The 26,627-nt window shown below is 69.5% G+C and carries 21 protein-coding genes; 14 read left to right on the forward strand and 7 right to left on the reverse strand.

Annotated features, from left to right (window positions below; genetic code table 11):
- Entirely contained in the window at positions 1-1,878 is a 1,878-nt protein-coding gene (gene feoB, locus U3649_RS13885; protein ID WP_407351900.1) for a ferrous iron transport protein B, read from the reverse strand.
- Positions 1,875-2,123: a ferrous iron transport protein A gene (locus U3649_RS13890; RefSeq protein ID WP_407351901.1), complete on the reverse strand. Its 249-nt coding sequence runs from the start codon at positions 2,121-2,123 to the stop codon at positions 1,875-1,877. The genes feoB and U3649_RS13890 overlap by 4 nt, the downstream gene beginning before the upstream one ends.
- Positions 2,124-2,247: 124 nt before the next feature.
- On the opposite strand from U3649_RS13890, the gene U3649_RS13895 reads away from it, so the two are divergent.
- The 8 genes from U3649_RS13895 (at position 2,248) to rnt (ending at position 11,823) form a co-directional block, all read left to right on the forward strand.
- The gene (locus U3649_RS13895; protein WP_407351902.1) at positions 2,248-3,036 is read left to right on the forward strand and encodes an enoyl-CoA hydratase-related protein; all 789 of its coding nucleotides are present in this window, start codon (positions 2,248-2,250) and stop codon (positions 3,034-3,036) included.
- A 4-nt stretch (positions 3,037-3,040) separates the two neighbouring features.
- Positions 3,041-5,047 carry an acetyl/propionyl/methylcrotonyl-CoA carboxylase subunit alpha gene (locus U3649_RS13900; RefSeq protein ID WP_407351903.1) on the forward strand — a complete coding sequence of 669 codons (2,007 nt, stop codon included), beginning with the start codon at positions 3,041-3,043 and terminating at the stop codon, positions 5,045-5,047.
- Between the two features lie 16 nt (positions 5,048-5,063).
- On the forward strand, positions 5,064-5,528 hold the full coding sequence (locus tag U3649_RS13905) for a GNAT family N-acetyltransferase (RefSeq protein ID WP_407351904.1): 465 nt from the start codon (positions 5,064-5,066) through the stop codon (positions 5,526-5,528).
- The gene (locus U3649_RS13910) at positions 5,525-6,454 is read left to right on the forward strand and encodes a hydroxymethylglutaryl-CoA lyase (RefSeq protein ID WP_407351905.1); all 930 of its coding nucleotides are present in this window, start codon (positions 5,525-5,527) and stop codon (positions 6,452-6,454) included. Before U3649_RS13905 ends, U3649_RS13910 begins: the two co-directional genes overlap by 4 nt.
- Positions 6,451-9,039, forward strand: coding sequence for an EAL domain-containing protein (locus U3649_RS13915; RefSeq protein ID WP_407351906.1), 2,589 nt, complete (start codon positions 6,451-6,453; stop codon positions 9,037-9,039). The genes U3649_RS13910 and U3649_RS13915 overlap by 4 nt, the downstream gene beginning before the upstream one ends.
- Positions 9,040-9,613: 574 nt before the next feature.
- Positions 9,614-10,384, forward strand: a complete 771-nt coding sequence (locus tag U3649_RS13920) for an SDR family NAD(P)-dependent oxidoreductase (protein WP_407351907.1) — start codon at positions 9,614-9,616, stop codon at positions 10,382-10,384.
- 117 nt (positions 10,385-10,501) lie between these two features.
- Positions 10,502-11,068, forward strand: a complete 567-nt coding sequence (gene yeiP, locus U3649_RS13925; protein ID WP_407351908.1) for an elongation factor P-like protein YeiP — start codon at positions 10,502-10,504, stop codon at positions 11,066-11,068.
- Positions 11,069-11,187: 119 nt separating this feature from the next.
- On the forward strand, positions 11,188-11,823 hold the full coding sequence (rnt, locus tag U3649_RS13930; RefSeq protein ID WP_407351909.1) for a ribonuclease T: 636 nt from the start codon (positions 11,188-11,190) through the stop codon (positions 11,821-11,823).
- Between the two features lie 50 nt (positions 11,824-11,873).
- Here the strand turns inward: rnt and dapE are convergent, their stop codons facing one another.
- The 5 genes from dapE to map form a co-directional block, all read right to left on the reverse strand.
- Positions 11,874-13,007, reverse strand: a complete 1,134-nt coding sequence (dapE, locus tag U3649_RS13935; protein ID WP_407351910.1) for a succinyl-diaminopimelate desuccinylase — start codon at positions 13,005-13,007, stop codon at positions 11,874-11,876.
- An 82-nt stretch (positions 13,008-13,089) separates the two neighbouring features.
- Positions 13,090-13,458, reverse strand: a complete 369-nt coding sequence (locus U3649_RS13940; protein WP_407351911.1) for a Spx/MgsR family RNA polymerase-binding regulatory protein — start codon at positions 13,456-13,458, stop codon at positions 13,090-13,092.
- Between the two features lie 253 nt (positions 13,459-13,711).
- Positions 13,712-14,578, reverse strand: coding sequence for a 2,3,4,5-tetrahydropyridine-2,6-dicarboxylate N-succinyltransferase (gene dapD, locus U3649_RS13945; protein ID WP_407351912.1), 867 nt, complete (start codon positions 14,576-14,578; stop codon positions 13,712-13,714).
- Positions 14,579-14,600: 22 nt separating this feature from the next.
- A complete protein-coding gene (gene glnD / locus U3649_RS13950) occupies positions 14,601-17,225 on the reverse strand; it encodes a [protein-PII] uridylyltransferase (protein WP_407351913.1) in 2,625 nt (874 codons plus the stop codon).
- Positions 17,225-18,007 carry a type I methionyl aminopeptidase gene (gene map / locus U3649_RS13955; RefSeq protein ID WP_407351914.1) on the reverse strand — a complete coding sequence of 261 codons (783 nt, stop codon included), beginning with the start codon at positions 18,005-18,007 and terminating at the stop codon, positions 17,225-17,227. Before map ends, glnD begins: the two co-directional genes overlap by 1 nt.
- A 572-nt stretch (positions 18,008-18,579) precedes the next feature.
- Between map and rpsB the strand changes: the two genes are divergently transcribed.
- The 6 genes from rpsB (at position 18,580) to frr (ending at position 26,519) form a co-directional block, all read left to right on the forward strand.
- Positions 18,580-19,500, forward strand: a complete 921-nt coding sequence (gene rpsB / locus U3649_RS13960; protein WP_407351915.1) for a 30S ribosomal protein S2 — start codon at positions 18,580-18,582, stop codon at positions 19,498-19,500.
- A gap of 134 nt (positions 19,501-19,634) precedes the next feature.
- Positions 19,635-20,513, forward strand: a complete 879-nt coding sequence (gene tsf / locus U3649_RS13965; protein WP_407351916.1) for a translation elongation factor Ts — start codon at positions 19,635-19,637, stop codon at positions 20,511-20,513.
- Positions 20,514-20,863: 350 nt separating this feature from the next.
- Positions 20,864-23,872, forward strand: a complete 3,009-nt coding sequence (locus tag U3649_RS13970; RefSeq protein WP_407351917.1) for a carboxypeptidase regulatory-like domain-containing protein — start codon at positions 20,864-20,866, stop codon at positions 23,870-23,872.
- 141 nt (positions 23,873-24,013) lie between these two features.
- A complete protein-coding gene (gene pyrH, locus U3649_RS13975) occupies positions 24,014-24,736 on the forward strand; it encodes a UMP kinase (protein ID WP_407351918.1) in 723 nt (240 codons plus the stop codon).
- 203 nt (positions 24,737-24,939) lie between these two features.
- Positions 24,940-25,839: a cation diffusion facilitator family transporter gene (locus tag U3649_RS13980; protein ID WP_407351919.1), complete on the forward strand. Its 900-nt coding sequence runs from the start codon at positions 24,940-24,942 to the stop codon at positions 25,837-25,839.
- A gap of 122 nt (positions 25,840-25,961) precedes the next feature.
- Complete coding sequence (gene frr / locus U3649_RS13985) at positions 25,962-26,519, forward strand: ribosome recycling factor (RefSeq protein WP_407351920.1); 558 nt, start codon at positions 25,962-25,964, stop codon at positions 26,517-26,519.
- The last annotated feature ends 108 nt before the right edge of the window (positions 26,520-26,627 follow it).

Here is a 26,627-nt window from a genome sequence, read left to right on the forward strand (position 1 = left end):
TCACCCCGCCCCCAGCAGCACCGCGACCTGGTAGGTCAGCAGCGAGGCCAGGTATGCCAGCACGAACAGGTAGCCGGCGCTGGCCACCATCGTCTTCCACGAGTTGGTCTCGCGCTTGATCGTCGCCCAGGTGGAGATGCACTGCGGCGCGTAGACGAACCACACCAGCAGCGACAGCGCCGTGGCCAGCGACCAGCCGTCGCTGATCAGCGGCGTCAGCGCCTGGGTGGCGGCATCGTCGTCGGCCGCCTGCAGCGCGTACACGGTGGCCAGCGAGGCCACCGCCACCTCGCGCGCGGCCAGGCCCGGGATCAGGGCGATGCAGATCTGCCAGTTGAAGCCCAGCGGCGCGAACACCGCGGTCATGGCGTGGCCGATGCGCCCGGCGAAGCTGTAGTCGATCGCCGGGCCGGTGGCGCCGTCCGGCGGCCCCGGGAACGACAGCAGGAACCACAGCAGCACCGTCAGCGCCAGGATGATCCCGCCCACGCGGCGCAGGAAGATCATGGCGCGCTCGTACAGCCCGATCAGCACGTCGCGCGGATGCGGCAGCCGGTAGGACGGCAGTTCCAGCAGCAGCATGTGCTCGCGCTTGTCGCGGCGCCATTTCTTCATCACGAACGACACCGCCAGCGCGCTGAGGATGCCGGCCATGTACAGCGCGAACAGCACCAGCCCCTGCAGGTTGAACACGCCCGCCACCTGCTGTTGCGGGATGAACGCGCCGATCAGCAGCGCGTACACCGGCAGCCGCGCCGAACAGGTCATCAGCGGCGCGACCATGATCGTGGCGATGCGGTCGCGCGGATCCTGGATCGAGCGCGTGGCCATGATCCCGGGAATGGCGCAGGCGAAGCTCGACAGCAGCGGGATGAAGGAGCGTCCGGACAGGCCCGCCGCCGCCATCATCCGGTCGAGCAGGAACGCCGCCCGCGGCAGGTAGCCGGACTCCTCCAGCACCAAGATGAAGGCGAACAGGATCAGGATCTGCGGCAGGAACACGATCACCCCGCCCAGCCCGGCGATGATGCCGTCGGCCAGCAGGCTGGCCAGCGGCCCCTCCGGCAGGGTCTCGGTGACCGCCGCGCCCAGCCAGCCGGTCCCGGCGTCGATCGCGTCCATCATCGGCGTCGCCCAGGCGTAGACCGCCTGGAAGATCAGGAACATCACCGCGGCCAGCGTGAACAGCCCGAGCAGCGGGTGCAGCAGCCAGCGGTCGAGCGCGTCGTCGATGCGCGAGGTGCTGGCGGGCATGTCCACCGTCGCCGCCAGCAGCCGCCGGGTCTCGGCATGCAGGGCCTCGTCGTCCATGGCGGGGTCGCCACCGCCGCGCGGCGGCGGCGGCGGCACCGGCGTCTCCGCCATCGCCTCGATGCGCGCCACCAGCGCCTTGGCGCCGTTGCGCCGCACCGCCACGGTCTCCACCACCGGCACCCCGAGTTCGCGCTCCAGGCCGGCACGGTCGATGCGGATCCCGCGCCGCGCCGCCACGTCGGCCATGTTCAGCGCTACCACCATCGGCCGGCCCAGCGTGCGCAGCTCCAGCACGAAGCGCAGGTGCAGGCGCAGGTTGGTGGCGTCGACCACGCACACCAGCACGTCCGGCATCGGTTCGCCGGGATAGTGGCCGCGGCACAGGTCGCGGGTGATCGCCTCGTCCAGGCTGGACGGGTTCAGGCTGTAGGCGCCCGGCAGGTCGAGCAGCGCGTAGCGCCGGCCGGACGGCGCCAGCAGCCGCCCTTCCTTGCGCTCGACCGTGACGCCGGCGTAGTTGGCCACCTTCTGCCGGCTGCCGGTGAGCTGGTTGAACAGCGCGGTCTTGCCGCAGTTGGGATTGCCCACCAGCGCCAGCCGCAGCGGCACGACGATCTCGCTCACGCGCGCGCGCCCTCCTCGCTCAGCAACACCCGCGCCGCCTCGGCACGGCGCAGGGCGAAGCGGGTGAAGCCTATCTGCACCAGCAGCGGCTCGGCGCCGAACGGGCCGGCCGCCATCATCCGTACCGGCTCGCCGGCGACGAAGCCGAGTTCGCGCAGGCGGCGGGCGATCGGGTCGCCGGGGGCACGGTCCTCGACCCGGTCGACCCGGGCCACGCCGCGACGCGGCAGATCGGAAAGTCTCACTGCGGTGACCTGAATGCTAATTGTTCTCATTCTACCCGCAGCAGGGGGTCCGGTGCACCCGTCGCCGCTGAAGCCGGTGCGGCGCAACGGCTATCATTCGGGTCCGTTCATCCCAAGGCATGCAATGACCGAGGCCCTGCTGCTCGAACGCACCGGCGCCGTCGCCCGCCTGCGCCTGAACCGCCCCGCCGTCCACAATGCCTTCGACGCCGAGCTGATCGCCGCCCTCACCGCGCAGCTGTCCGCGCTGGGCGGCGACGATCGCGTCCGGGTGGTGGTGCTGGAGGCCGCCGGCGGCTCGTTCTCGGCCGGCGCCGACCTCAACTGGATGCGCGCGATGGCCGCCGCCGGCGAGGCGGAGAACCGCGACGACGCCCTCGCCCTCGCGCGCCTGATGCGCACGCTCGACGAGCTGCCCAAGCCGACCATCGCCCGCGTGCACGGCGCCGCGTTCGGCGGCGGCGTCGGCCTGGTCGCCTGCTGCGACATCGCCATCGGCGTGCCGGAGGCGAAGTTCGGCCTCACCGAAAGCCGCCTCGGCTTGCTGCCGGCGGTGATCTCGCCGTACGTGATCGCCGCGATCGGCGCCCGCAACGCGCGCCGCTATTTCGCCAGCGCGGAGGTGTTCGACGCCCAGCAGGCGCTGCGGATCGGCCTGTTGCACGAGATGGTCGCCGCCGACGCGCTCGATGCCGCGGTCGAGCGGCAGGTCCAGCTGCTGCTCCGCGCCGGCCCGGTGGCCTCGGCACAGGCCAAGGCACTGGTGCGCGCGGTGGTGCCGCAGGGCGATCGCGAGGCGCTGGATGGCGCCACCGCCGACCTGATCGCGGCCCTGCGCGGCTCGCCCGAGGGCCGGGAGGGCCTGTCCGCGTTCCTCGACAAGCGACCGCCGGCCTGGATAGGGGAAGGCTAGATACATGTTCGACAAGATCCTGATCGCCAACCGCGGCGAGATCGCCTGCCGGGTGATCCGCACCGCGCGCCGGCTCGGCATCCGCACCGTCGCGGTGTTCTCCGAGGCCGACGCCGATGCGCAGCACGTGCGCCTGGCCGACGAGGCGCATCCGGTCGGCGGGCCGCGGCCGCAGGACAGCTACCTGCGTGCCGACGCGATCCTCGAGGTCGCCAAGCGCAGCGGCGCGCAGGCCATCCATCCCGGCTACGGCTTCCTCAGCGAGAACGCGGACTTCGCCGACGCGGTGGAAGCGGCCGGCCTCGCCTTCATCGGTCCCAGGGCTTCCTCGATGCGCCGGATGGGCAGCAAGGCCGGCGCCAAGGAACTGATGCAGGCCGCGGGCGTGCCGGTGGTGCCCGGCTACACCGGCGAGGACCAGGCGCCCGAGACGCTCGAGCGCGAGGCCGCGCGGATCGGCTATCCCCTGATGATCAAGGCCGCGCACGGCGGCGGCGGCAAGGGCATGCGCGTGGTGCGCGACGCCGCCGATTTCCTGTCGAGCCTGGACAGCTGCAGGCGCGAGGCGGCGAACGCGTTCGGGCGCGATCGCGTGCTGCTGGAGCGCTACGTCGAACAGCCCCGGCACATCGAGATCCAGGTCTTCGGCGACAGCCACGGCAACACGATCCATCTCAACGAGCGCGAGTGCTCGGCGCAGCGCCGCTACCAGAAGGTGCTGGAGGAGTCGCCGTCGCCGTTCCTCACTCCGCAGCTGCGCGCGCGCATGGGCGAGGCCGCGGTACTGGCGGCGCGCGCGATCGACTACCAGAATGCCGGCACGGTGGAGTTCATCGTCGCGCCCGACGGCGGCTTCTTCTTCATGGAGATCAACACCCGCCTGCAGGTCGAGCATCCGGTGACGGAGCTGGTGACCGGGCTCGACCTGGTCGAATGGCAGCTGCGCGTGGCCGCCGGCGAGGCCCTACCCCTGTCGCAGGACGCCGTCGCCCAGCACGGCCATGCGATCGAGGTGCGGCTCTACGCCGAGGACCCGGAGGCCGGCTTCCTACCGGGTTCGGGCCGCCTGCAGCAGCTGCGGCTGCCGCCGCAGTCGCCTCACGTACGCGTGGATTCGGGCGTGGTCGAGGGCGATACGGTCACGATCTTCTACGATCCGATGATCGCCAAGCTGATCGTCCACGACAGCGACCGGCCGCGCGCCCTCGCCCGCCTGCGCGAGGCACTGGCGGCCTGCCGGATCATCGGCCCGAAATCCAACATCGAGTTCCTCGAACGGCTGGTGCGTCACCCGGTGGTGACCGAAGGCAGGATCGACACCGGCTACCTCGACCGCCACCTCGACGAGGTGCTGCCCCCGCCGGACCCGCCGGCAGCCGCGGAACTGGCCGCCGCGGCCGCGGCCGCGCTGCTGCACGACGAACGCGAGCACCGCGCCGCGGCCGCGGCGTCGCCGGAGCCGAACTCGCCGTGGGCGACCGCCGACGGCTGGCGCCTGGGCCATGCCGGCGACCGGCTGCTGGTGCTGCAGCATCGCGAACGGCGCATGGAACTGCACGCGTCCGGCACCGGCGGCGACTACCGGCTGCGCATCGCCGACGGCACCGTGCTGCGGATCGAGGGTGCGCGCTCGGGCGGCGGCGAACTGTCGCTGCGCGTCGACGGCGCGGGCCGACGCTTTCTCGCGCACGTCGACGACGACAGCGTGACCGTGCACGGCGGTGCGCGACGCCTGCACTTCGCACGGGTGCCCGCGTTCCGCTCCGAGGCCGGCGCCGACGCGGCCGGCAGCGACCGCATCACCGCGCCGATGCCCGGCCGCGTGGTGCTGGTCGAGGCCGTGCCGGACGCCGAAGTCGCCGAGGGCCAGGCGCTGCTGGTGATGGAGGCGATGAAGATGGAGCTGACCCTGCGCGCGCCGCGCACCGGCGTGGTCGCCGAGGTCCGGGCCGCGGTCGGCGATTTCGTCGACGGCGATGCGGTGCTGGTCGTGCTGCAGGCCGAAGCCTGACGATGGAGGCGCGTGCATGGAGATCCGCATCGACCGCGGCGCGATCGGCGACATTGCGGCACTGGAGGCGCGAATCCCCGAGTTCTCCTGCCCGAAGCGGGCCGCCGTCCTGGGCGAGCGCCTGCGCAGCGACAACGGCGCGCTGATCCTCGTCGCCTTCGCCGACGGCCAGCCGGTCGGCTACAAGGCCGGTTACCCGCTCGAAATGCGTAGGTTCTACAGCTGGATCGGCGCGGTGCTGCCACCATACCGGCGCCACGGCATCGCCCGGGCGCTGCTGCACGAGCAGGAGCGCCGTTTGCGCGAGTCCGGTTACGCCAGCGTACGGGTCAAGTCGCGCAACGGCTTTCCCGGCATGCTGCGGCTGCTGATCGGCGAGGGCTACCGGATCGTGGCACTGGAAGCGGTACCCTCGCCGCAGGATCCGAAAATCGTGTTCGACAAGCGCCTGGCGCCCCTCTCCCCGAGCGAAGCCGAATGAACCAGTTCCCCGACACCGTCCGCATCGTCGAAGTCGGCCCGCGCGACGGGCTGCAGAACGAGCGGGCGCAGGTGCCCACCGCGGCCAAGATCGAGCTGATCGACCGCCTGTCCGCCACCGGGCTGAAGACGATCGAGGCGACCAGTTTCGTCAGCCCGAAATGGGTCCCGCAACTGGCCGACGCCGCCGAGGTCTACGCCGGCATCGGCCGCAGGCCGGGGGTGGCCTATCCGGTGCTGGTGCCCAACGAGGCCGGCTACGACCGCGCGCGCGCGGTCGGCGTCGAGGAGATCGCGGTGTTCACCGCCGCCTCGGAGGCCTTCAACCGCAAGAACATCAACGCCTCGATCGACGAATCGCTGCAGCGCTTCGCGCCGGTGCTGGCGCGCGCGCGCGCGGACGGCGTGCGCGTGCGCGGCTATGTCTCCACGGTGCTCGGCTGCCCGTACCAGGGCGAGGTGCCGCTGGCCGACGTGGTGCGCGTGGCGCGGGCGCTGCACGACATGGGCTGCTACGAGATCTCGCTCGGCGACACCATCGGCGTCGGCACGCCGCTGAAGGCGCGGGCGATGCTGCGCGCGGTCGCCGCAGCGGTGCCGGTGGCGGCGCTGGCGGTCCATTTCCACGACACCTACGGCCAGGCGCTGGCGAACATCCTGGCCTGCCTGAAGGAAGGCGTGGCGGTCGTCGACGCCGCCGTCGCCGGCACCGGCGGCTGCCCCTATGCGCGCGGCGCCAGCGGCAACGTCGCCAGCGAGGACGTGGCCTATATGCTGCAGGGCATCGGCATCGGCACCGGCATCGATCTTCCCGCGCTCGCCGGGACCGGCCGCTGGCTGGCGGCGCTGCTCGGGCGCGGGACCGGCAGCCGCGTCGGCCGCGCCATGGCGCCGGACGGCGAAATCGCGGCACCGGCCGTGGGATGAGCCGCAAGCCGCAAGCCCGGGAACGTCCAGCCGCGCCCGCCGACGCGGATCCGGCGCGGCTCGCGGACGCACTCGAGGCCGCCTGCCGCGACCAATCCCTGCCCGCCGGCATCCGCGACCTCCTCGCCGCCGCCGGCATTTCCCTGCGCACGGCGAAGGCCGGCGCCGAGTCGGCCCAGTCGCGCTACCGCGCGCTGTTCGACGCGGTTCCCGACCCGGTCAGCATCCTCGACGAGACCGGCATCGTGCTCGACCTCAACAAGGCCGGCATGGCCGCCTACCGGCGCAGCCGCGACGAGATCGTCGGCCAGCCGATCGAGGTCCTCAATCCGGACCTGCCCGAGGATCACCTGCAGCCGGTGCTCGAGACGCTGCGCCGCGGCGGCACCTACGTGGTCGAGGTCACCAACATGCGCGGCGACGGCAGCCGCTTTCCGGTGGAGGTGCATTCGGCCGGGTTCGTGCACGAGGGGCGGCGCTGCATCGTCGCCGTGGCCCGCGACCTCAGCGCGCGCCGCGAGGCGGAATCGCGCTACGGCCAGCTGCTGGAGGTGATCGACAAGGGCGTGCTGGTGCACGACGCCGACAACCGCCCGCTGCAGGCCAACGCCGCGGCGATGCGCATCCTCGGCGCCGAGGAGGACCACAGCCTCGAGGACTACCTTGCCCCGGAGGCGTGGACCCTGCTGGACGAGAGCGGCCGCCGCATCGCCGACGAGGACCTGCCGACCACCCGCACCCTGCGCAACGGCAAGGCCACGCAGAGCACGGTGCTGGGCCTGTACCACAAGCCCGAGCGCCGCCTGCGCTGGCTGTCGGTGACCACCGTGCCGCTGTTCATGCCCGGCAGCTGCACCCCGCACCAGGTGATCTCGTTCTTCAGCGACGTCACCCGGCTCAAGCGCGACAGCGCGCTGTTCAGCCGGGCCCAGGCGCTGGCGCGGATCGGCGGCTGGGAATGGGAAGCCGGCCGGGACGCGCTGTACCTGACCGACGAGGCGGCGCGCATCCTGGGCCAGCCACGACGGCCCACCACCATGGGTGCGCTGCTGCAATCGCTGCGCGAGAGCGATCGCGGCCGCTTCGAGCATGCCCTGCAGCACGCACGGCAACAGCAGCAGCCGATCGACCTGGAACTGCAGGGGCGGCGCAGCGACGGACGCATGCTGTGGATCCGCATCATCGGCGAACCGGAACGCGACGAATCGGCCAACGTCAGCCTCACCGGCACCCTGCAGGACATCAGCGAGCGCAAGCAGGCCGAGGAGACCCTGCGGGTGCAGGCCCGCACCGATCCGCTGACCGGACTGCTCAATCGCGACGCGATCCTCGGCGAGATCGGCGCGCGCATGGGCGATCCGGCGCAGTCGCCGCTGGCGGTGCTCTATCTCGACCTCGACCGCTTCAAGATGGTCAACGACGTGCTCGGCCATGGCGCCGGCGACGAACTGCTGCGCCACGTCGCCGACCGCATCGGCCACGCGGTCGGCACCGAGGGGCTGATCGCGCGCTTCGGCGGCGACGAGTTCCTGGTGGTGTGCAGCCTGGCCGACGATCCGGCGCGCCCCGAGCGCGTGGCACAGCGGATCCTCGACGCCTTCGACCACGGCTTCCGCCACGCCGGCGAGGAGTTCGACGTCACCGCCAGCATCGGCATCGCGCGCGCGCCGGAGGACGGCGACCGGCCGCAGACATTGATCCAGAGCGCCGACGCGGCCATGTACGACAGCAAGCGCCGGGCCCGCAACGGCTGGCAGGCGTACAGCCCGGCGCTGGCGCAGTCGCGCAGGGACCGCCTGCGGATGGAGACGCACCTGCGGCGCGCGGTCGACAACGGCGAGTTCCATCTGGTCTACCAGCCGCAGGTGGACATGCGCAAGGGCGGCATCGTCGCCGCCGAGGCGCTGATCCGCTGGCGCAACCGCCAGCTCGGCGAAATGCGCCCCGATCATTTCATCGGCCACGCCGAGACCACCGGCGACATCGTGCGGATCGGCCGTTGGGTGCTGAGCGAGGCCTGCCAGCAGGTCGCGGCCTGGCGTGACGCCGGGCTGGGCATCGTCCGGGTCGCGGTCAACGTCTCCTACCGCCAGTTCCTCGGCGACGACCTGGCCGGCACCGTGCGCAGCGTGCTCGACGAGTACCGGCTGCCCGGCGCGGCGCTGGAACTGGAGTTCACCGAGCGGGCGCTGATCGAAGACGCGCCGGACACCCTGCGTACCTTCGCCGAACTGCGCGAGATGGGCGTGATGCTGACCATCGACGACTTCGGCGAAGGCTACAGCGCGCTCAACTACCTGCGCCGGCTGCCGATCCACGGCATGAAGCTGAGCCAGCTGTTCGTCGAAGGCGTGCCGCGGAACCATTCCGACGTCGCGGTCTGCCAGGCGATCGCCGGCATCGCCCGCAGCCTCGGGCTGGGCCTGGTCGCCGAAGGGGTCGAATCCGAGGAACAGCGCCGGTTCCTGCTCGAACTCGGCGTGTCCGTGGGCCAGGGATTCCTGTTCGCGCCCGGCCTGCGGCCGGACGAGTTCGCGCACCGCATCACGGGCGACAACGCCCGCGCATCCGCCGCGACTTCGTAGGAGCGCAGCGCGCGATATCGCGGGTGCTTCGCCGGCCGCGGATTTCGGTGACCGGCGGACCTGCCGGTCCAGGGTCGCGGCATCCGCCGGATGCGGCCGCTGCCGGCGCCCGCCGCATCGCGCGCATGGCGCTCCTAGGAGGGATCGCGGGAAGCCGGCGGGCGGCTTCCGCCGCGGTGAAGAACGGGCCTGGGTCGTCGCCATCAGCGGTGCAGGCGGGACGCCGGGCCCTTTGCGATTGTGGACCATGATCCGGGCTCGACGCGCCGGCTACTCGTTGGCGGCGCCCGTGGCGACGGCCTTCTATCACCGCGACGGAAATGGCTGCTTGGCGCGGCTATTCATTGGCGGCAGCCGTGGCGACGGCCTTCCTGTCACCGCGACGGACACGGATGCCTGGCGCGGCTATTCATTGGCGGCAGCCGTGGCGACGGCCTTTCTGTCACCGCGACGGACACGGATGCCTGGCGCGGCTATTCATTGGCGACAGCCGTGGCGACGGCCCAATTGTCACCGCGGCGGAATTGGCTGCCTGGCGCGGTAAAATCTCGGCTTTCGCATCGCAGGAGCGTCCATGCAGCTTTCCGACATCCGCGCCATCGTCACCGGCGGCGTATCCGGCCTCGGCCTGGCGGTCGCCCGGCACCTGGTCGCCCAGGGCGGCAAGGTGGCGTTGTTCGACGTCGACGACGACAAGGGCGCCGCCGCCATCGCCGAACTGGGCGAAGCCCGGGCGCGTTTCCTCCGCACCGACGTCACCGACGAAAACGGCGTGATCGCCAACGTCGACGCCGCCCGGGATTTCCTCGGCGGCCTGGACGCGGCGGTCAACTGCGCCGGCATCCTCGGCGCCGGCCGCGTGCTCGGGCGCGAGGCGCCGATGCCGCTGCGGCAGTTCTCGACCACGGTGATGGTGAACCTGGTCGGCAGCTTCAACGTCGCCAAGGCGGCCGCCGCGGTGATGCAGCACAACGACCCCGGCGAGGACGGCGAGCGCGGCGTGATCGTCAACACCGCCTCGGTGGCGGCCTACGAGGGCCAGATCGGCCAGGCGGCCTACTCCGCCTCCAAGGCCGGCGTGGTCGGCATGACCCTGCCGATGGCGCGCGAGTTCGCGCGCTTCGGCATCCGCGTCAACACGGTCGCGCCGGGCATCTTCTGGACGCCGATGGTCGACGGCATGCCGGAGGAAGTGCAGCAGTCGCTGTCGGCCTCGATCCCGTTCCCGTCGCGGCTCGGCCAGCCGGCCGAGTTCGCCGACCTGGTCGCCTATCTCATCGGCAATCGTTATCTCAACGGCGAGACGATCCGCCTGGACGGGGCCGTGCGGCTGGCACCGAAGTAAAGCCGGGATTGGGGATTGGGGATTCGCAAGAGCGATCACCCGATCACCTCCCCGACCTCAGCATCAACGTCCCTGCTCTTCCCAATCCCGAATCCCCAATCCCCAATCCCGGCCCTTATGAAAGCCTCCGACATCAAGAAAGGCAACGTCGTCGAACACAACGGCACCGTATACCAGGTGCGCGACATCGAGCGCAGCTCGCCCCAGGGGCGCGGCGGCAACGTCACGTTCCGCTTCACCCTGTACTCGGTGCCCGGCGGCAGCAAGTACGACCTGTCGCTGCGCGCCGACGACGAGCTCAAGGAGGTCGAGCTCTCGCGCCGGCAGGCCACCTTCTCCTACAAGGACGGCGAGGCCTTCGTGTTCCTCGACGACGAGGACTACTCGCCCTACACGCTCGACGCCGACGCCGTGGGCGAAGCCGCCGGTTACATCAGCGACGGCCTGGCCGGTTGCCACGTGCAGATCATCGACGAGCAGCCTGTCGCGGTGCAGCTGCCGCAGAGCGTGGCGCTCGAGGTCGTGGAAACGCCGCCGGAGCTCAAGGGCGGCACCGCCACCAAGCGTCCGAAGCCGGCCCGCCTGAGCACCGGCATCGAGATCCAGGTGCCCGAGTACATCGGCAACGGCGAACGCGTGCTGGTCAACACCACGACCGGCGAGTTCGCCGGCCGCGCCGATTGAGCGCTCCCCGGTCGATCGCCCGCGGCGATGTTCCGCCCGGCGGAATCCGCTTCGCCGCGCGCGCGGGAACGGTGGCAGCGGAGCGAGCTCCGCTCCACGGATTGGGATAGGCTTGTCCGATGGACGATAATGAACCGGCCGCCGGCGCCCCGAGCCCGCTGGCGAAGCGCTTTCGCGGCTACCTGCCGGTCGCGGTGGACGTGGAAACCGGCGGCTTCGACTGGAACCGGCACGCGCTGCTCGAGATCGCGGTGGTACCGATCGACCTCGACGCCGATGGCCGGCTCGTGCCCGGCGAGACCGCCAGCGCGCACGTGATCCCGGCGGAGGGCACCGAGGTCGATCCGAAGTCGCTGGAGTTCACCGGCATCGACCTCGATCATCCCTTCCGCCTGGCGAAACCCGAGCGCGAGGCGCTGAACCACGTGTTCGCGCCGATCCGCACCGCGGTGAAGAAACACGGCTGCCAGCGCGCGATCCTGGTCGGCCACAACGCGCATTTCGACCTGCATTTCCTCAACGCCACGGTCGCGCGATGCGGCCACAAGCGCAATCCGTTCCATCCCTTCAGCGTGTTCGACACCGTGACCCTGGGCGGCGTCGCCTACGGCCAGACGGTGCTGGCGCGCGCGGTGCAGGCCGCAGGCTTTCCCTGGGACAGCGCCGAGGCGCATTCGGCGATCTACGACGCCGAGCAGACCGCGCGGCTGTTCTGCGCGGTGGTCAATGCCTGGGAAGGCAGGAGCGAGAAATGAGGAGTGAGGAGTGGGAGGGAGCGGGTCTCTCGTTTCTCGCTCCTCATTTCTCACTCCCGCGCCAGCAGCCGCTCGATCAGCGCCAGATACAGTCCCGGCAGCGCCTGCAGGTCGGCCACCCGGACGTGTTCGTCGACCTTGTGGATGCTGGCGTTGACCGGCCCCAGCTCGATGCAGTGCGCGCCGAGCGGTGCGATGAAGCGGGCATCGGACGTGCCGCCGCCGGTGCTTTCCTCGGGAGGGCTGCCGGTGAAATCGGCCAGCACCGCGCGCGCGGCCGCGCGCAGCGGACCTTCCGGCGTATGGAACGGCTCGCCGCTGCGGTGCCAGCGCACGTCGTGGTCCAGTCCGTGGCGATCGAGCAGCGCGGCGATCTCCTCCTCCAGCCGTTCGGCATTCCAGTGCGGGTTGTAGCGCAGGTTGAACTGCACCTGCAGTTCGCCCGGGATCACGTTGTTGGCGCCGGTGCCGGCGTGGACATCGGAGATCTGCAGGCTGGTCGGCGGGAAGCTCTCGTAGCCGTCGTCCCAGCGCCGCGACACGAGTTCCGCCAGTGCCGGCAACGCCTGGTGCACCGGATTGCGCGCTTTCTCCGGATAGGCGACGTGCCCCTGCACGCCGCGCACGGTCAGCGTCGCCGACAGCGAACCGCGCCGGCCGACCCGCAGCAGGTCGCCCAGCCGCTGCTTCGACGAGGGCTCGCCGGTGATGCACCAGTCGATGCGCTGGCCGCGCTCGCGGAAGGTCGCGGCGATCCGGCGCACGCCGTCGACGGCATCGCCCTCCTCGTCCGAGGTCAGCAGCAGCGCCACGGTCCCGGGATGGTCCGGATGCACGGCCACGAAGCGCTCGGCGGCGACCACGAACGCGGCCACCCCGCTCTTCATGTCGGCCGCACCGCGCCCGTACAGCACGCCGTCGCGGACCTCCGGCGCGAAGGGATCGCTCGCCCAGGCCTCGCGCGGCCCCGGCGGCACCACGTCGGTGTGCCCGAGCAGGACCAGCACCGGCCCGCCGCTGCCGTGCGTCGCCCACAGGTTGTCGACGGCGCCGTAGCGCAGCCGCTCGCAGGCGAAGCCCGCCGCTTCCAGCCGCGCGGCGATCAGCGCCTGGCAGCCGGCGTCGTCCGGCGTGACCGAGGCACGGCCGATCAGGTCGCAGGTGAGGTCGAGGACATCGGGCATGGCGTGAGGAGTGAGGAGTGAGGGGGTGAGCGTAAATCGCTCGTCATCCCGGCGTAGGCCGGGATCTCTCGATCCCGACCGCTCATCGCCCGGCGCCTTCCTGCCCGAAACGCTTCTTGAAGCCGTTGTCGGTGAAGCCCTGGGTCACGACGCCGTCGTCGGTCACCACCACCGGACGCCGGATCAGCTGCGGGTATTCCTTGAGCAGCAGCTTCCATTCGGCCTCGGTGCCCGGCGCCTTGCGGTTCGGCGGCAGGGTGCGCCAGGTGGTCGAGGACTTGTTGACCAGCGCGTCCCAGCCGCCCGACTGCCGCGCCCACTCCGACAGCGTCTCCGGCGCCTGCGGCATGTCGCGGTAGTCGACGAAGTCGTGCGCGACGCCGAAGCGGTCCAGCCACTTTCGCGCCTTCTTGCAGGTATCGCAGTTCTTCAGCCCGTAGAGGGTAACCATGATGTCTCCACTCATTGCACTCTAAAGCCCCTCTCCCTTCGGGGCGACAGCGTACAGCTTGCGCGCCACTGGCGCGCGTGCGCTGGAGCGCCCCCCGTGCCGCTGGCACGGCCGGGGTCGGAGTGAGGGTACGGCGAAGCCGCGATGGTTCAGTTCGCCGCTGCTTCGTCGTACGCTCATCCGGCGCTTCGCGCCACCCCCGACTAAAACGCTCGGGGGCAGGCTCTTCTCCCGAAGGGATAAGGGAAGAGCTTCAGTCCGCCAAACCGCGCAACAACTCGTTGACCGAGGTCTTCGCGCGCGTGCGCTCGTCGACCCGCTTGACGATCACCGCGCAGTACAGCGAATGGCTGCCGTCGGCCGCGGGCAGCGAACCGGCGACCACGACGCTCCCGGGCGGCACCCGCCCGTAGCCGATCTCGCCCGTGGCGCGATCGTAGATGCGCGTGCTCTGGCCGAGGAACACGCCCATCCCGATCACGCTGTGGTGGCCGACGATCACGCCCTCGACGACCTCCGAGCGGGCGCCGATGAAGCAGTGGTCCTCGATGATCGTCGGCGCGGCCTGCAGCGGCTCGAGCACGCCGCCGATGCCGGCGCCGCCGGAAATGTGGCAGTGGCGGCCCACCTGCGCGCAGGAGCCGACCGTGGCCCAGGTATCGACCATGGTGCCCGCGCCGACGTACGCGCCGATGTTGACGAAGCTCGGCATCAGCACCACGTCGCGGCCCAGGTGACTGCCGCGCCGCGCCACCGCGCCGGGCACCACGCGCACGCCCAGGTTCCGGAACGCCGCCTCGTCGTGGCCGGCGAAGCGGGCTTCCACCTTGTCCCAGAACGGCGCCGGCTGCGCGTCGATCACGGCCATGTCGTTGATCCGGAAGTACAGCAGCACCGCCTTCTTCAACCACTCGTTGACGCGCCAGCCGCCGTCGCCGTCGGGCTCGGCGACCCGCAGCGCGCCGCACTCCAGCCCGCGCATGGCCTGTTCGATCGCGGGACGCACGGCGCCGGCGGTTTCCTCCGGCGTCAGCGCGGCGCGGCGGTCGAAGGCACTGTCGATGGTGGCGCGAAGCAGCTCGAGCGCGGCGGCATCGGCGGCGAAGGTCGGATCGGTCATGGGCTGTCGGTCTCGGCAGGAATCATCGGGGGGCATCGCCGTCGAGCACGGCCAGCAGCGCCTGGCGCAGCGATTCGCGCCGCGCCGCATCGAGCGCGTTGTTGCCGGCGTCGGCCAGCCGGAACACGTCCTCGACGCGCTCGCCGTAGGTGGCCACGCGCGCGTCGTGCACGCGCAGGCCCTGCAGGCGCAGCACGTGGGCGACATCGGCCAGCAGCCCGGGGCGGTCGGTGCAGACCAGGCTGAAGACGGTGTGGCGGCCGTCGGCGCTGTCGCTGAAATCGATCTGCGGCACCACCCGGAAATGGCGCAGGTGGCGCGGCTGCGCGCGGCGCGCCGGGCGCACGTCGAGCGATCCCGCGAGCACCGTGACGAGCTTGCGTTCGATCGCCGGCAGGTCCGGCACGTGGCGCGGATCGGTCGGCAGCACCTGGAACACGTCGAAGATGGTGCCGCCCGGCCCGTCGATGGCGCGCGCCTGCTGGATCGCCAGGCCGCTGCGGTCCAGGCTGATCGCGATCGCGGTGAACAGGCCGTCGCGGTCGCGCGAATGCACGAACACCTCCAGCGCCTGCGCGCCCGCCGCCAGGCGCCGCACGCGCACCACCGTGTCGCCGGGCGCGGTGCCGCGCAGCGCCAGCGCCTGCCAGGCGACCTGGTCGGCGCGGCCGCGCAGGAACACGTTCTCGGGCATGCGCGCGAACAGCGCGTCGGCCTCGTCGTCGTCGACGCCGTAGGCGGACAGCAGGCCGCGCGCGCGATCGCGCGCCTCGGCGACGCGCTCCACCGCCGCCACCGGATTCTCCAGCCCGCGCCGCATCGCCAGCCGGGTGGCGGTGCGCAGGTCGGTCAGCAGGCGGTCCTTCCAGGCGTTCCACAGCCGCGGCGAGGTGCCGGCGATGTCGGCGCAAGTCAGCAGGTAGAGGTAGTCGAGCCGTTCGCGATCGGCGACCTCGCTGGCGAAACGGTGGATCACCGCCGGATCGGAGGTATCGAGCTTCTGCGCGGTGGTCGACATCAGCAGGTGCTTGCGCACCAGCCATTCGACCAGGGCGGTGTCGGCGTCGCTCAGGCCATGGCCTTCGCCGAATTCGCGCGCGTCGACGGCGCCGAGTTCGGAATGGTCGCCACCGCGGCCCTTGGCGATGTCGTGGAACAGGCCCGCCAGCAACAACAGTTCCGGCTTGCGCAACTGCGGCCAGACCTCGTGCGCGGTGGAGAAGCGCTCGTCCGGGCTTTCGTCGGCGAAGCTGGCGATGTTGCGCAGCACCGCCAGGGTGTGCTGGTCGACGGTGTAGACATGGAACAGGTCGAACTGCATGCGTCCGGACACCTGCGCGAACTCGGGAATCCACACGCCGAGCACGCCCATGCGCGACATCCGCTCGAGCGTGCGCACCGGCGTGGGACCGCGCAGCAGCGCCATGAACTGGCCGCGCAGCTCCGGGTCGGCATCGCGCCAGGACGGCAAGGCGTGCAGCGACTCGGCCAGGGCGCGCGCGGTCTGCGAATGCAGGCCGCGCACGTCCGGGCGCTCGGCCCAGATCGCGAACAGGTCGAACACGCGGCCGATGTCGCCGCCGGGCCAGACCTCGTCGCGCGCGGCCAGGTAGCCGCGCCGGGTGGCGAACTCGGCGTCCAGCGGCACCAGCTCGCCCTCGCCCTCGATCTGCTCCTCGAAGCGCTGCAGCAGGCGGTCGTTGAGGCGCAGCACCACCGAGGCGCTGCGGTAGAACTCCTGCATCATCTGCTCGACCAGGCCGTTGTCGGCCTCGTCGACGTGCGCCAGGCGCGCCGCCAGCGCCTTCTGGTGGTCGAAGCGCAGGCGTTCCTCGGCCTTGCCGGCGACCAGGTGCAGGCCGAAGCGCAGCCGCGACAGCGTGCGCCGTTCGCGCTCCAGGGTGGCGTGCTCATCCACCCCCAGCAGACCGAGGGTGATCAGCTGCTCGAAGCCGTAGGCGTCCAGCACGCGGCGCGCCATCCAGCGCAGGGTCTGCACGTCGCGCAGGCCGCCGGGACCGTCCTTGAGGTTGGGCTCGAGGTTGTCGGCGGTGTCGCCGTAGCGGGCGTGGCGGGTGCGCTGCTCTTCGCGCTTGGCCGCGAAGTATTCGCGCGGCGGCCAGGTGCGCGCGGTCGAGATCGCGTCGTTCAGGGTGCGCACCTCGGCCAGGTTGGCCAGCAGCGGCCGTGCCTCCTGCAGCGTGGTCTGCACGGTCAGGTCGTCGGCGGCGGCACGGGTGCACTCGGCGGCGCTGCGCACGGCGTGGCCCACCGGCAGGCCGGCGTCCCACAGCAACGCGAACAACCGCGCCAGCGCGTCGGCATGCCGCGCCTGCGAACCCTCCTCCGCCAACGCCAGCACGTCGATGTCCGAATGCGGGAACAGTTCGCCGCGGCCGTAGCCGCCGACCGCGAACAGCGCCAGCGGCGCGTCGGAAGGAATGCAGCGCGCCCAGGTCTGCCGCACCCAGCCGTCGACCGCGTTGACGCGCTCGGCCAGCAGCCGGTCGATGTCCTCGCCTTCGTCGAAGCGGCGCGCGAGCTCGGCATCGTGGTCGGCCAGCGCGGCGCGCGCTTCCGCGGCCCAGGCGGCGTCGTCGATCGTATCGCCGCCGTTCGGCTGCCCCCCTGGCGCCGCGTTCGCCATCAGAGAAACTGGTCGTTGTCGTCGCCGGGGATCCGGGTGAGGATGTCGAAGCCGTCCCCGGTCACGGCGATGGTGTGCTCCCACTGCGCCGACAGCTTGCGGTCCTTCGTCACCACGGTCCAGCCGTCGGGCAGCACGCGGGTGTGGCGCGAGCCCTCGTTGATCATCGGCTCGATGGTGAAGGTCATCCCCTGCTTCAGCACCAGGCCGTCGCCCGGGCGGCCGTAATGCAGCACCTGCGGTTCGTCGTGGTAGACCTTGCCGATGCCGTGGCCGCAGTACTCGCGCACCACGCTGAAGCGCTCGCTCTCGGCGTAGGTCTGGATCGCGTGGCCGACGTCGCCCAGGGTCGCCCCGGGACGCACGGCGCGGATGCCCTCGAACAGCGCCCGGCGGGTGGTCTCGACCAGCCGCCTGGCCATCACCGACGGCTCGCCGACGTAGTACATGCGGCTGGTGTCGCCGTGCCAGCCGTCCTTGATGACGGTGACGTCGATGTTGATGATGTCGCCGTCCTTCAGCACCTTGGCCTCGCTGGGGATGCCGTGGCAGATGACGTTGTTGGCGGAGATGCAGGTCGACTTGGGATAGCCGCGATAGCCGATGTTGGCCGGCGTGGCGCCCTGCACCCGGACGATGTGGTCGTGGCAGATGCGGTCGAGGTCCTCGGTGGTGGCCCCCGGCTTCACATGGGACGCGACCACCTGCAGCACCTCGGCCGCCAGGCGCCCGGCCTCGCGCATCCGCTCGATCTCTTCGGGGGTCTTCAGGGAAATGCTCATGCGGCCATTATCGCCGATTGCGGCATGCTGGGTCGGCGGCTGCGCTCGAGCGCAAGGTGCGGCCGTACGTGGCGCGATCGAGCAATGAGGCGTCGCCGCATTCGTTTACAAACCTCTTCGCGGGAGCCGACGTGCGGGGAATGCTCCACCCCTCGGTCAGGACATCCTGTCCTGACTCGGGGCCGCTGGCCATCCATGGCCAGCTTTCCGCATCCCCCGCACGCCGGCTCCCGCCCCACCCTCGCCGGCTCCGGCAGCGAACAGCCGGATGCCTGCCAGCCACAAGCCCGAACCATCGGAGTAGCCCCCCGGCTTGCCCATAACCACCTGATCCGGCTACAATTCTCCGGCTGCATCCGACCATCCGTCGGCAGCGCCGCCCACGCCGGGCGTCACCGGCGAATACACACCCGCTGCCACAGCCCGTGCCGGGGTGCTCCGCGAAACATGCGGAGTTCGGTCACGGAGACAGCGGGGAGGCCCAACCCCGGAACCTTCGCCCGCCCGCGGGCGTACCGCCCTATCCCATTCACATGGCCGGCGGCCGGTTCCACTGCCAGGAGTTTCAAGAAATGCCCCAGATCACCATGCGCCAGATGCTGGAGGCCGGCGTGCACTTCGGCCACCAGACCCGCTATTGGAACCCGAAGATGGCGCCGTACATCTTCGGCGCCCGCGGCAAGATCCACATCATCAACCTCGAGAAGACCGTGCCGCTGTTCGGCGACGCGATGAACTTCGTCTCCGCCATCGCCCAGAAGCGCGGCATCATCCTGTTCGTCGGCACCAAGCGCAGCGCGCGCGAGGCGGTGAAGGAAGAGGCCGAGCGCTGCGGCATGCCGTACATGACCCAGCGCTGGCTGGGCGGCACCCTGACCAACTTCGCCACCGTGAAGAAGTCGGTCGGCCGCCTGAAGGAGCTGGAAGCCGCCGAGACCGACGGCACCTTCGACAAGCTGGTCAAGCACGAAGTGCTGGGCCTGCGCCGCGAGCGCGAGAAGCTGCTGGCCTCGCTCGGCGGCATCAAGGAGATGAACCGCCTGCCCGACGCCCTGTTCGTGATCGACATCGGCCACGAGGACATCGCGATCAAGGAGGCCAAGAAGCTCGGCATCCCGGTGATCGCGGTGGTCGACACCAACTACGATCCGGCCCTGGTCGACTACGCCATCCCCGGCAACGACGACGCCATCCGCGCCGTGCAGCTGTACGCCCGCGCCGCCGCCGACGCCGTGCTCGAAGGCAAGGCCGCGGCGCCTTCGGCCGCCACGGTCCGCGAGGAGGACTTCACCGAGGGCGGCGATGGCGACAAGCGCCGCGCCCCGGCCAGGAAGAGCGCCGCGAAGAAGGCCCCGGAGAAGAAGCCGGCAGCCGCCTCCACGGCCGTTGCCGCTGAGCAGGTCTCCGCCGCCGAAGCCGCAGCCGCCGAGCCCAACACCGCCCAGAGCGGTGAGCTGGATACCGCTGCACCGGAAGCGCCGGCCGCCGAGTAACCGGCACGTCACGCGGCTGCGCCATGGTGCGCAGCCGCCTTTCCCGCAGGAGCGCCCGATGGGCGCGGCCAGGCAACGGTCCGGCATTCCCCGCCGGGCGCTCCCGCGCAATACCCACGATCGAGGTACCCCCAATGGAAATCACCGCAAGCCAGGTCAAGGAACTGCGCGAGCGCACCGGCGCCGGCATGATGGAGTGCAAGAAGGCGCTCACCGAAAACAGCGGCGACATCGACGCCGCAGCCGAGGCGCTGCGCAAGTCGGGGCTCGCCAAGGCCGACAAGAAGGCCAGCCGCGTCGCCGCCGAAGGCCGCATCGCCACCGCGCAGGCCGACGGCAAGGCCGTGCTGGTCGAGGTCAACTCCGAGACCGATTTCGTGGCCAAGGACGAGAACTTCATCGCCTTCACCGAGGCCGTGGCCGACGCCGCGCTCGCTTCCGACGGCACCGACGTCGAAGCGCTCAAGGCCGCGAAGCTCGCCTCCGGCGAAAGCGTCGAGGAAGCTCGCGCCGCGTTGATCGCCAAGGTCGGCGAGAACGTACAGGTGCGCCGCATCGCCCGCGTCGACAGCGACAACAACGTCGCCGCCTACGTCCACGGCGGCCGCATCGGCGTGCTGGTCGAGGTCCAGGGCGGCGATGCCGAACTGGCGCGCGGCCTGGCGATGCACGTCGCCGCGATGAACCCGCCCTACAACAAGGCCGCCGACGTCCCGGCCGACTTCATCGCCAAGGAGAAGGAGATCGAGCTGGCCAAGATGTCCGACAAGGACCGCGCCAAGCCGGCCGAGATCCTGGAGAAGATCATCAGCGGCAAGATCAACAAGATCGTCAACGAGGTCACCCTCTACGGCCAGCCCTACGTGCTCGACACCAACCAGAGCGTCGAGGCCGCGCTGAAGGCCACCGGCGCCGACGTGGTCGGCTTCCAGCGTCTGGCCGTGGGCGAAGGCATCGAGAAGGTGGTCGAGGACTACGCCGCCGAGGTGATGAAGCAGGCCGGACTCGCCTGAACGTCACATCGACCGAAATCTCCTCCTGAAGAAGGCCGCGGCTTACCGCGGCCTTTCTCGTTTGAGGCCTCCGGCTTCGACCGACCTGGCTCTCCAACTCGTCGCAGTCTGCCGGAACATCATGACCGGTGCTCGCCGCGCTGCAGCCTGCTGTTGCCAGGCATTCCGGTTTCGGTTCGTCAACTGCGGCGCGCATGATTTCTTTAACGTAAATTTAACAAAAATAACGGCATTTTGTCATTCTCTCGTCATGTGTAAGACTCCAGCCCAGGGGGAAGACGCACATCCGTACAGCTGGATGTGCCTGGCTTGACAGCAAGTTTCGTCAATTTGACTCGGGGGAAATACGAATGCGTAATCTGAAACGCGCCGCGTTGTGCGTTGCGCTGTGCATGGGCCTGAACGGTCTTGCCCACGCCCAGTCGAACGCCGCGGGCTCAATTTTCGGCAATGCGGAACCAGGCTCGACTGTCGTCATCCACAGCAGCGAAACCGGGATGCGTCGCGAAATCCAGGTCGACACCCGCGGACGATACCGGGTGCCCTCCTTGCCGGTCGGCGAATACGACGTCAGCGTTATTCGGGATGGCCAGGAAGTCGGAAGCCGGAGCGGAGTGCAGGTGGTGCTCGGCGGAGGCGCGGAAGTCTCGTTCGCACCTGCCCAGGACGACGTGCAGGACTTCGCGACGGTCACGGTGCAGGGCACCGCCGCGTCCTTCATCGACGTATCCAACACCGACACACGAGTGGTGTTCACTGCGCAGGATCTTCAACGGATAACGGTGGCCAACAACATCGAAGCAGTCGCGATGCTGACGCCGGGCGTGGTCGCTGCAGATTCTCGCTATACCAATGCAGCTGGCGCTCCCGTTCAGTCCTTCGGCGGCTCCGCCGCCTCCGAGAACGCTACTTACATCAACGGCTATCCGGTCACCAACCCGTTGACCAACCTGGGCAGAACCACGCTCCCGTTCAACGGAATTAGCCAATACCAGGCCTTCATTGGCGGTTACGGTGCAGAATTCGGCCGCGCCACCGGTGGCGTGGAGAACATCATCACCCAACGAGGCACCAACGAATGGAACGGCGGCCTGTCGGTGACATGGACACCCGAGAGCCTGCGGGCCGAGCAGCGCAACATCTACTATCCATTGAACGGAACTGCGAACGACGGCCTGCTCTACCAGAACCTTGCGGCGCAAACAGACGACCAAATACTGTATGGAGGTTACGTGAGTGGCCCCATCGTGAAGGACAGGCTGTTCTTCTACGCCAGCGCGGAGTTCACGGATCGGGAGCGGGAAACCTATTCCGCACGCGGGACCAACCAGTACTATGAACGCGACTACGAAGTGCCGCGGTGGCTGGCCAAGGTGGACTGGCACATCACCGACGATCACCTGCTCGAGTTGACTGCCGTTTCCGACGTGACCAAGCAGACCGCAGTTTTCCAGCCCTACGATTACGATACCAACCAGATCGACTGGGACGCTGAGCCATCGGGCTACGAATGGGAGGATGGCGGCGAGCTGTATATCGGCAGGTACACCGGCTATCTCACCGACAATTTGACCTTGTCGGCACTGTACGGGCGCCAGAAGCAGGATCACATCGAAAACTTGATCGGCTACGATCCCAGCGTCGTCTACGTCAGCGACGGCCGCAACATTCCCAACCCGGTCCAGCATGGCCAATTCGACCAGATTGCGTTCCCCGACGCATTCGATGAGACCGAAGGCGGACGCCTGGATCTCGACTGGCAGCTGGGGAATCATGGCCTGCGCCTGGGCTACGACCGCATCGACTCGACCTCGCGGGCCGGCGAGCAGACCTCGGGGCCCGGCTACCGTTGGCGCTACGCGTCGGTCGGCCCCGATGCGGCGAACGATACGATCCCTGGCAGCGGTGGCGCGAGCGGCCCGGGCGGCAACGGCGACTATGTAGTCCGGTACATCTACGCCAACGGCGGCACCTTCGAGGTCAAGCAGTATGCGTACTATCTCGAGGACCGCTGGCAGGTGAACGATCGCTGGCTGCTGTCGCTCGGCCTGCGCAATGAGAACTTCGAGAACTACAACGCGGACGGCATCATCTACGTCGAGCAGAAGAACCAGTGGGCGCCGCGCATCGGAGCCGCCTGGGACGTGCACGGCGATTCCAGCCTTAAGGTCTTCGCCAATGTCGGCCGCTACCACTTGGCCATGCCGAACAACGTGGCCCGCCGTGGCGCTGCCGGCTCGCTTTATACCCAGGAGTACTTTGCGTTCACCGGCATCGACCCGACGACTGGCGAACCCCTCGGGCTGACTGCGCTGGGCGACGGGCCGCATTCGTCCAATAACGAGTTCGGCCAGGCTCCGAACCCGCTCACGGTCGCGGCCAAGGACATCGACTCGCACTACCAGGACGAGTTCGCGATCGGTTTCGAGAAAGCGCTGGGCGACAAGCACATCTTCGGTGCGCGCTACATCTATCGTGACCTGAAAAGCGCGATCGACGACATGTGCGACCATCGGCCTGCCTATGCTTGGGCGATCCGCAACGGTTACTCAGAGGACATCGCAACGCAGATCGGCGACTCGCTGGCGCACTGCCGCTTGTTCAATCCGGGCGAAGACAACACCTTCGTCCTGGACGACGCCGACGGCAACCTCTACGAGGTACCGCTCACTGCGGCCGAACTCCGCTTCCCGAAGCTGAAGCGCTCGTATCAAGGCATCGACCTGTTCCTCGAACGTCCATTCGACGGCACCTGGTACTACAAGCTCGACTACACGTTCTCGAGGAACTACGGCAATGCCGAGGGTCAGCTGAAGTCCGATATCGGCCAGGGTGACGTGTCGATGACCCAGGACTGGGACCATCCAGAACTGGCGGAGCACACCAACGGCTACCTGCCCAACGATCGCCGGCACTACGTCAAGGCCTTCGGTTTCTACCAGATGAACCCGGAGTGGCGCTTCTCGGCGACGATGGTCGTCCATTCCGGTCGCCCGAAGAACTGTCTCGGCATCTACAACGGCCCGAGCCTCGATGAGTCGGACGAGTTCCGGGACAACGTGGAATACGGCGGTCCGTACTACATGTACTGCAACGGCGAGCCCAGCCCGCGCGGCAGTGCCGGACGTTTACCCTGGACCGGCAAGCTCGATCTCGGGGTGGCTTGGTCGCCGGCCTTCCTGGATCACAAGCTGGTGGTCGGGTTCGATTTGTTCAACGTCACAGACTCGCAGCCGGTCCAGAGTGTCATCGAGTACGGTGAGATCGGCGCTCCAGGTAATCCCTACCACTCCACGCAGCGGCCGATCAGCTACCAGGCCCCCCGTACCGGTCGGCTCACTGTCCGCTACGATTTTTGATTTGCTGTCCTCTCCATAGCCTTGGGCGCCCGCGTAAGCGGGCGTCTTTTTATCGACGGCAGTTGGTGGGCTCCGGGCCAATCGCTGGAGCCACGGCGGCTTTCGGCTAGAATTCTCTCGTTTACCCGCCCGGAGCCGCCCATGTCGCCACTTCCCTATCGCCGCGTCCTGCTCAAGCTGTCCGGCGAGGCCCTGATGGGGGACGAGGACTACGGGATCGATCCCAAGGTCATCGGGCGGCTGGCGCAGGAGGTGGTGGAAGCGCAGCAGGCCGGGGCCGAGATCGCGCTGGTGGTCGGGGGCGGCAACATCTTCCGTGGCGCCGGTCTCGCCGCCGGCGGCATGGACCGGGTCACCGGCGACCAGATGGGCATGCTGGCCACGGTGATCAACGCGCTGGCGATGCAGGACGCGCTGGAGAAGGTGGGCGCCAAGGCGCGGGTGATGAGCGCGATCAAGATCAACGACGTCTGCGAGGACTACATCCGCCGCCGCGCCATCCGCCACCTGGAAAAAGGGCGCATCGTGATCTTCGCCGCCGGCACCGGCAATCCGTTCTTCACCACCGATTCGGGCGCGGCGCTGCGCGCGATCGAGATCGGCGCCGACCTGTTGCTGAAGGCGACCAAGGTCGACGGCGTCTACGATTCCGATCCCAAGAAGAACCCCGCCGCGACGCGCTTCGAGACCCTCAGCTACGACGAGGTGATCGCCCGCAACCTGCAGGTGATGGACACCGCCGCGTTCGCGCTGTGCCGCGACAGCGAGCTGCCGCTGCGGATCTTCGACATGAGCCAGCCGGGGCAGCTGCTGCGGATACTCAAGGGCGAGCCGATCGGCACGCTGGTGCAGGGACGCGGCTGAGCTTTTTCGGCGCCCGGGACCATTCGGCGCCTTCTCCTGCTGGACGCCCTTTCCTCCTGTGGGAGTGGCGGCGGCATGCCGCCGCCGGGAAGTCGCGACTCGATCTGCCCGAAAAGGATGTCGCGACTTCCGTCGCTCCCACAAGCGCGGCCGGTGAACCGGTGAAATAGTGTCCGCCCGCCCGCGCATGCCAACATTGGCCTATGCACGGTCACGGCCATCACGATCACGGGCATGGTCACGGCTCGTCGACCCGGACGTTCGCCGTGGTGACGCTGATCAACCTGGCCTATACCGCGCTGGAGGCCGGCTACGGCTTCGCGATCAATTCCCTCGCCCTGCTCTCCGATGCGCTGCACAACCTGGGCGACGTGCTCGGGCTGGCCCTGGCCTGGGGCGCCGCGGCGCTGGCGCAGCGCCCCGCCCGCGGTCGCCTCACCTACGGCTGGGGCCGCGCGACGCTGCTGTCGCCGCTGGCCAACGCGCTGCTGATCGTCGCCTTCTCCGGCGCCCTGATCTGGGAGGCCGCCGGGCGCGTCGGCCGCCCCCCGGAAATCCCGGCAATGCCCGTGATCGTGGTGGCGGCGATCGGCATCGCGGTCAATCTCGGCGCCGCCTGGCTGCTGCGCGGCGGCCACGCCGGGGATCTCAACCGCCGCGGCGCCTACCTGCACCTGATGGCCGACGCCGCCGTTTCGGTGGCGGCGGTGCTGGCCGGCATCGGCATGCTGACCCTGGGCTGGGCGTGGCTGGATCCGGCGATCGCGGTGCTGATCGGCGTGGTGATCGCCTGGGGCGCGTTCGGGCTGCTGCGCGACAGCTTCAACGCGGTCATGGACGCGGTGCCCGCGCATGTCGATCCAGCCGCGGTCCGCGCCTTCCTGGCGGGCCTGCCGCAGGTCTCGGCGGTCCATCACCTGCACATCTGGCCGCTGGCGGCCGGGCGCATCGCGATGACCGCGCACCTGGTGCGTCCGGCGGCCGGCGATCATGACGCCTTCCTGCGCGACACCGCCCGCGAGCTGGACCGGCGCTTCGCGATCAACCACGTCACGCTGCAGGTCGAGCACGACGGCGCCTGCATGCCCGAGCGCGCCACCTGACCGAAACCGCAACAGGCGGGCCCGCTCAGCGCGCCGGGCACCGCGGCGGCCGCCTTCGATCCGGCCTCCGTCGCCGAGCCCGCTATAATCCGGCGGTTACCGCCAATCGACCGGAGCCGGCGATGCTCAATGAAATCCAGAAAGACGCGCAGACCCGTATGCACAAGAGCATCGAGGCGCTGCGCCACGACCTGACCAAGGTCCGTACCGGCCGCGCCTCGACGGCGCTGGTCGAACACCTGAAAGTGAACTACTACGGTTCCGACATGCCGTTGTCGCAGGTCGCCAGCATCGCGGTCTCCGACGCGCGTTCGCTGACGATCACGCCTTGGGAGAAGCAGATGGTCGGCCCGGTGGAGAAGGCGATCCTCGCCTCCGACCTGGGCCTGACGCCGAACACCGCCGGCACCGTCATCCGCATCAACATCCCGGCGCTGACCGAGGAGCGCCGCAAGGAGCTCTCCAAGCACGTCCACCACGAGGGCGAGAACGCCAAGATCGCGATCCGCAACATCCGCCGCGACGCCAACCAGCAGGTCAAGGAGCTGCTCAAGGACAAGCAGATCAGCGAGGACGAGGAGCGCCGCAGCGAGGACGAGATCCAGAAGCTGACCGACCAGGCGATCAAGGACGTGGACGAGGTGGTCAAGGCCAAGGAGCAGGAGTTGATGGCGGTATGAGAGCCGGGATTGGTGATTGGTGATTCGTGATTGGTCAAAAGCCAAAGCCTGAAGGGGCCATTCCATTGCCTGAGACTCCAGATCCGCGGGACCACGCTCTTTCGAATC

This window comes from Luteimonas sp. R10 (assembly GCF_045689605.1).
Classification (GTDB): Bacteria; Pseudomonadota; Gammaproteobacteria; order Xanthomonadales; family Xanthomonadaceae; genus Luteimonas.

Bases quoted from the DNA above. Each gene is read 5' to 3' on its own strand.
- U3649_RS13895 (WP_407351902.1), top strand. From the start codon at position 2,248: ATGACCGAGGCCCTGCTGCTCGAACGCACCGGCGCCGTCGCCCGCCTG.
- U3649_RS13940 (WP_407351911.1), bottom strand. From the start codon at position 13,458: ATGGTTACCCTCTACGGGCTGAAGAACTGCGATACCTGCAAGAAGGCG.
- map (WP_407351914.1), bottom strand. From the start codon at position 18,007: ATGAGCATTTCCCTGAAGACCCCCGAAGAGATCGAGCGGATGCGCGAG.
- U3649_RS13900 (WP_407351903.1), top strand. From the start codon at position 3,041: ATGTTCGACAAGATCCTGATCGCCAACCGCGGCGAGATCGCCTGCCGG.
- glnD (WP_407351913.1), bottom strand. From the start codon at position 17,225: ATGGCGAACGCGGCGCCAGGGGGGCAGCCGAACGGCGGCGATACGATC.
- U3649_RS13915 (WP_407351906.1), top strand. From the start codon at position 6,451: ATGAGCCGCAAGCCGCAAGCCCGGGAACGTCCAGCCGCGCCCGCCGAC.
- pyrH (WP_407351918.1), top strand. From the start codon at position 24,014: ATGTCGCCACTTCCCTATCGCCGCGTCCTGCTCAAGCTGTCCGGCGAG.
- dapD (WP_407351912.1), bottom strand. From the start codon at position 14,578: ATGACCGATCCGACCTTCGCCGCCGATGCCGCCGCGCTCGAGCTGCTT.
- U3649_RS13910 (WP_407351905.1), top strand. From the start codon at position 5,525: ATGAACCAGTTCCCCGACACCGTCCGCATCGTCGAAGTCGGCCCGCGC.
- dapE (WP_407351910.1), bottom strand. From the start codon at position 13,007: ATGCCCGATGTCCTCGACCTCACCTGCGACCTGATCGGCCGTGCCTCG.
- U3649_RS13970 (WP_407351917.1), top strand. From the start codon at position 20,864: ATGCGTAATCTGAAACGCGCCGCGTTGTGCGTTGCGCTGTGCATGGGC.
- tsf (WP_407351916.1), top strand. From the start codon at position 19,635: ATGGAAATCACCGCAAGCCAGGTCAAGGAACTGCGCGAGCGCACCGGC.
- U3649_RS13905 (WP_407351904.1), top strand. From the start codon at position 5,064: ATGGAGATCCGCATCGACCGCGGCGCGATCGGCGACATTGCGGCACTG.
- rnt (WP_407351909.1), top strand. From the start codon at position 11,188: ATGGACGATAATGAACCGGCCGCCGGCGCCCCGAGCCCGCTGGCGAAG.
- yeiP (WP_407351908.1), top strand. From the start codon at position 10,502: ATGAAAGCCTCCGACATCAAGAAAGGCAACGTCGTCGAACACAACGGC.
- frr (WP_407351920.1), top strand. From the start codon at position 25,962: ATGCTCAATGAAATCCAGAAAGACGCGCAGACCCGTATGCACAAGAGC.
- rpsB (WP_407351915.1), top strand. From the start codon at position 18,580: ATGCCCCAGATCACCATGCGCCAGATGCTGGAGGCCGGCGTGCACTTC.
- U3649_RS13980 (WP_407351919.1), top strand. From the start codon at position 24,940: ATGCACGGTCACGGCCATCACGATCACGGGCATGGTCACGGCTCGTCG.
- U3649_RS13920 (WP_407351907.1), top strand. From the start codon at position 9,614: ATGCAGCTTTCCGACATCCGCGCCATCGTCACCGGCGGCGTATCCGGC.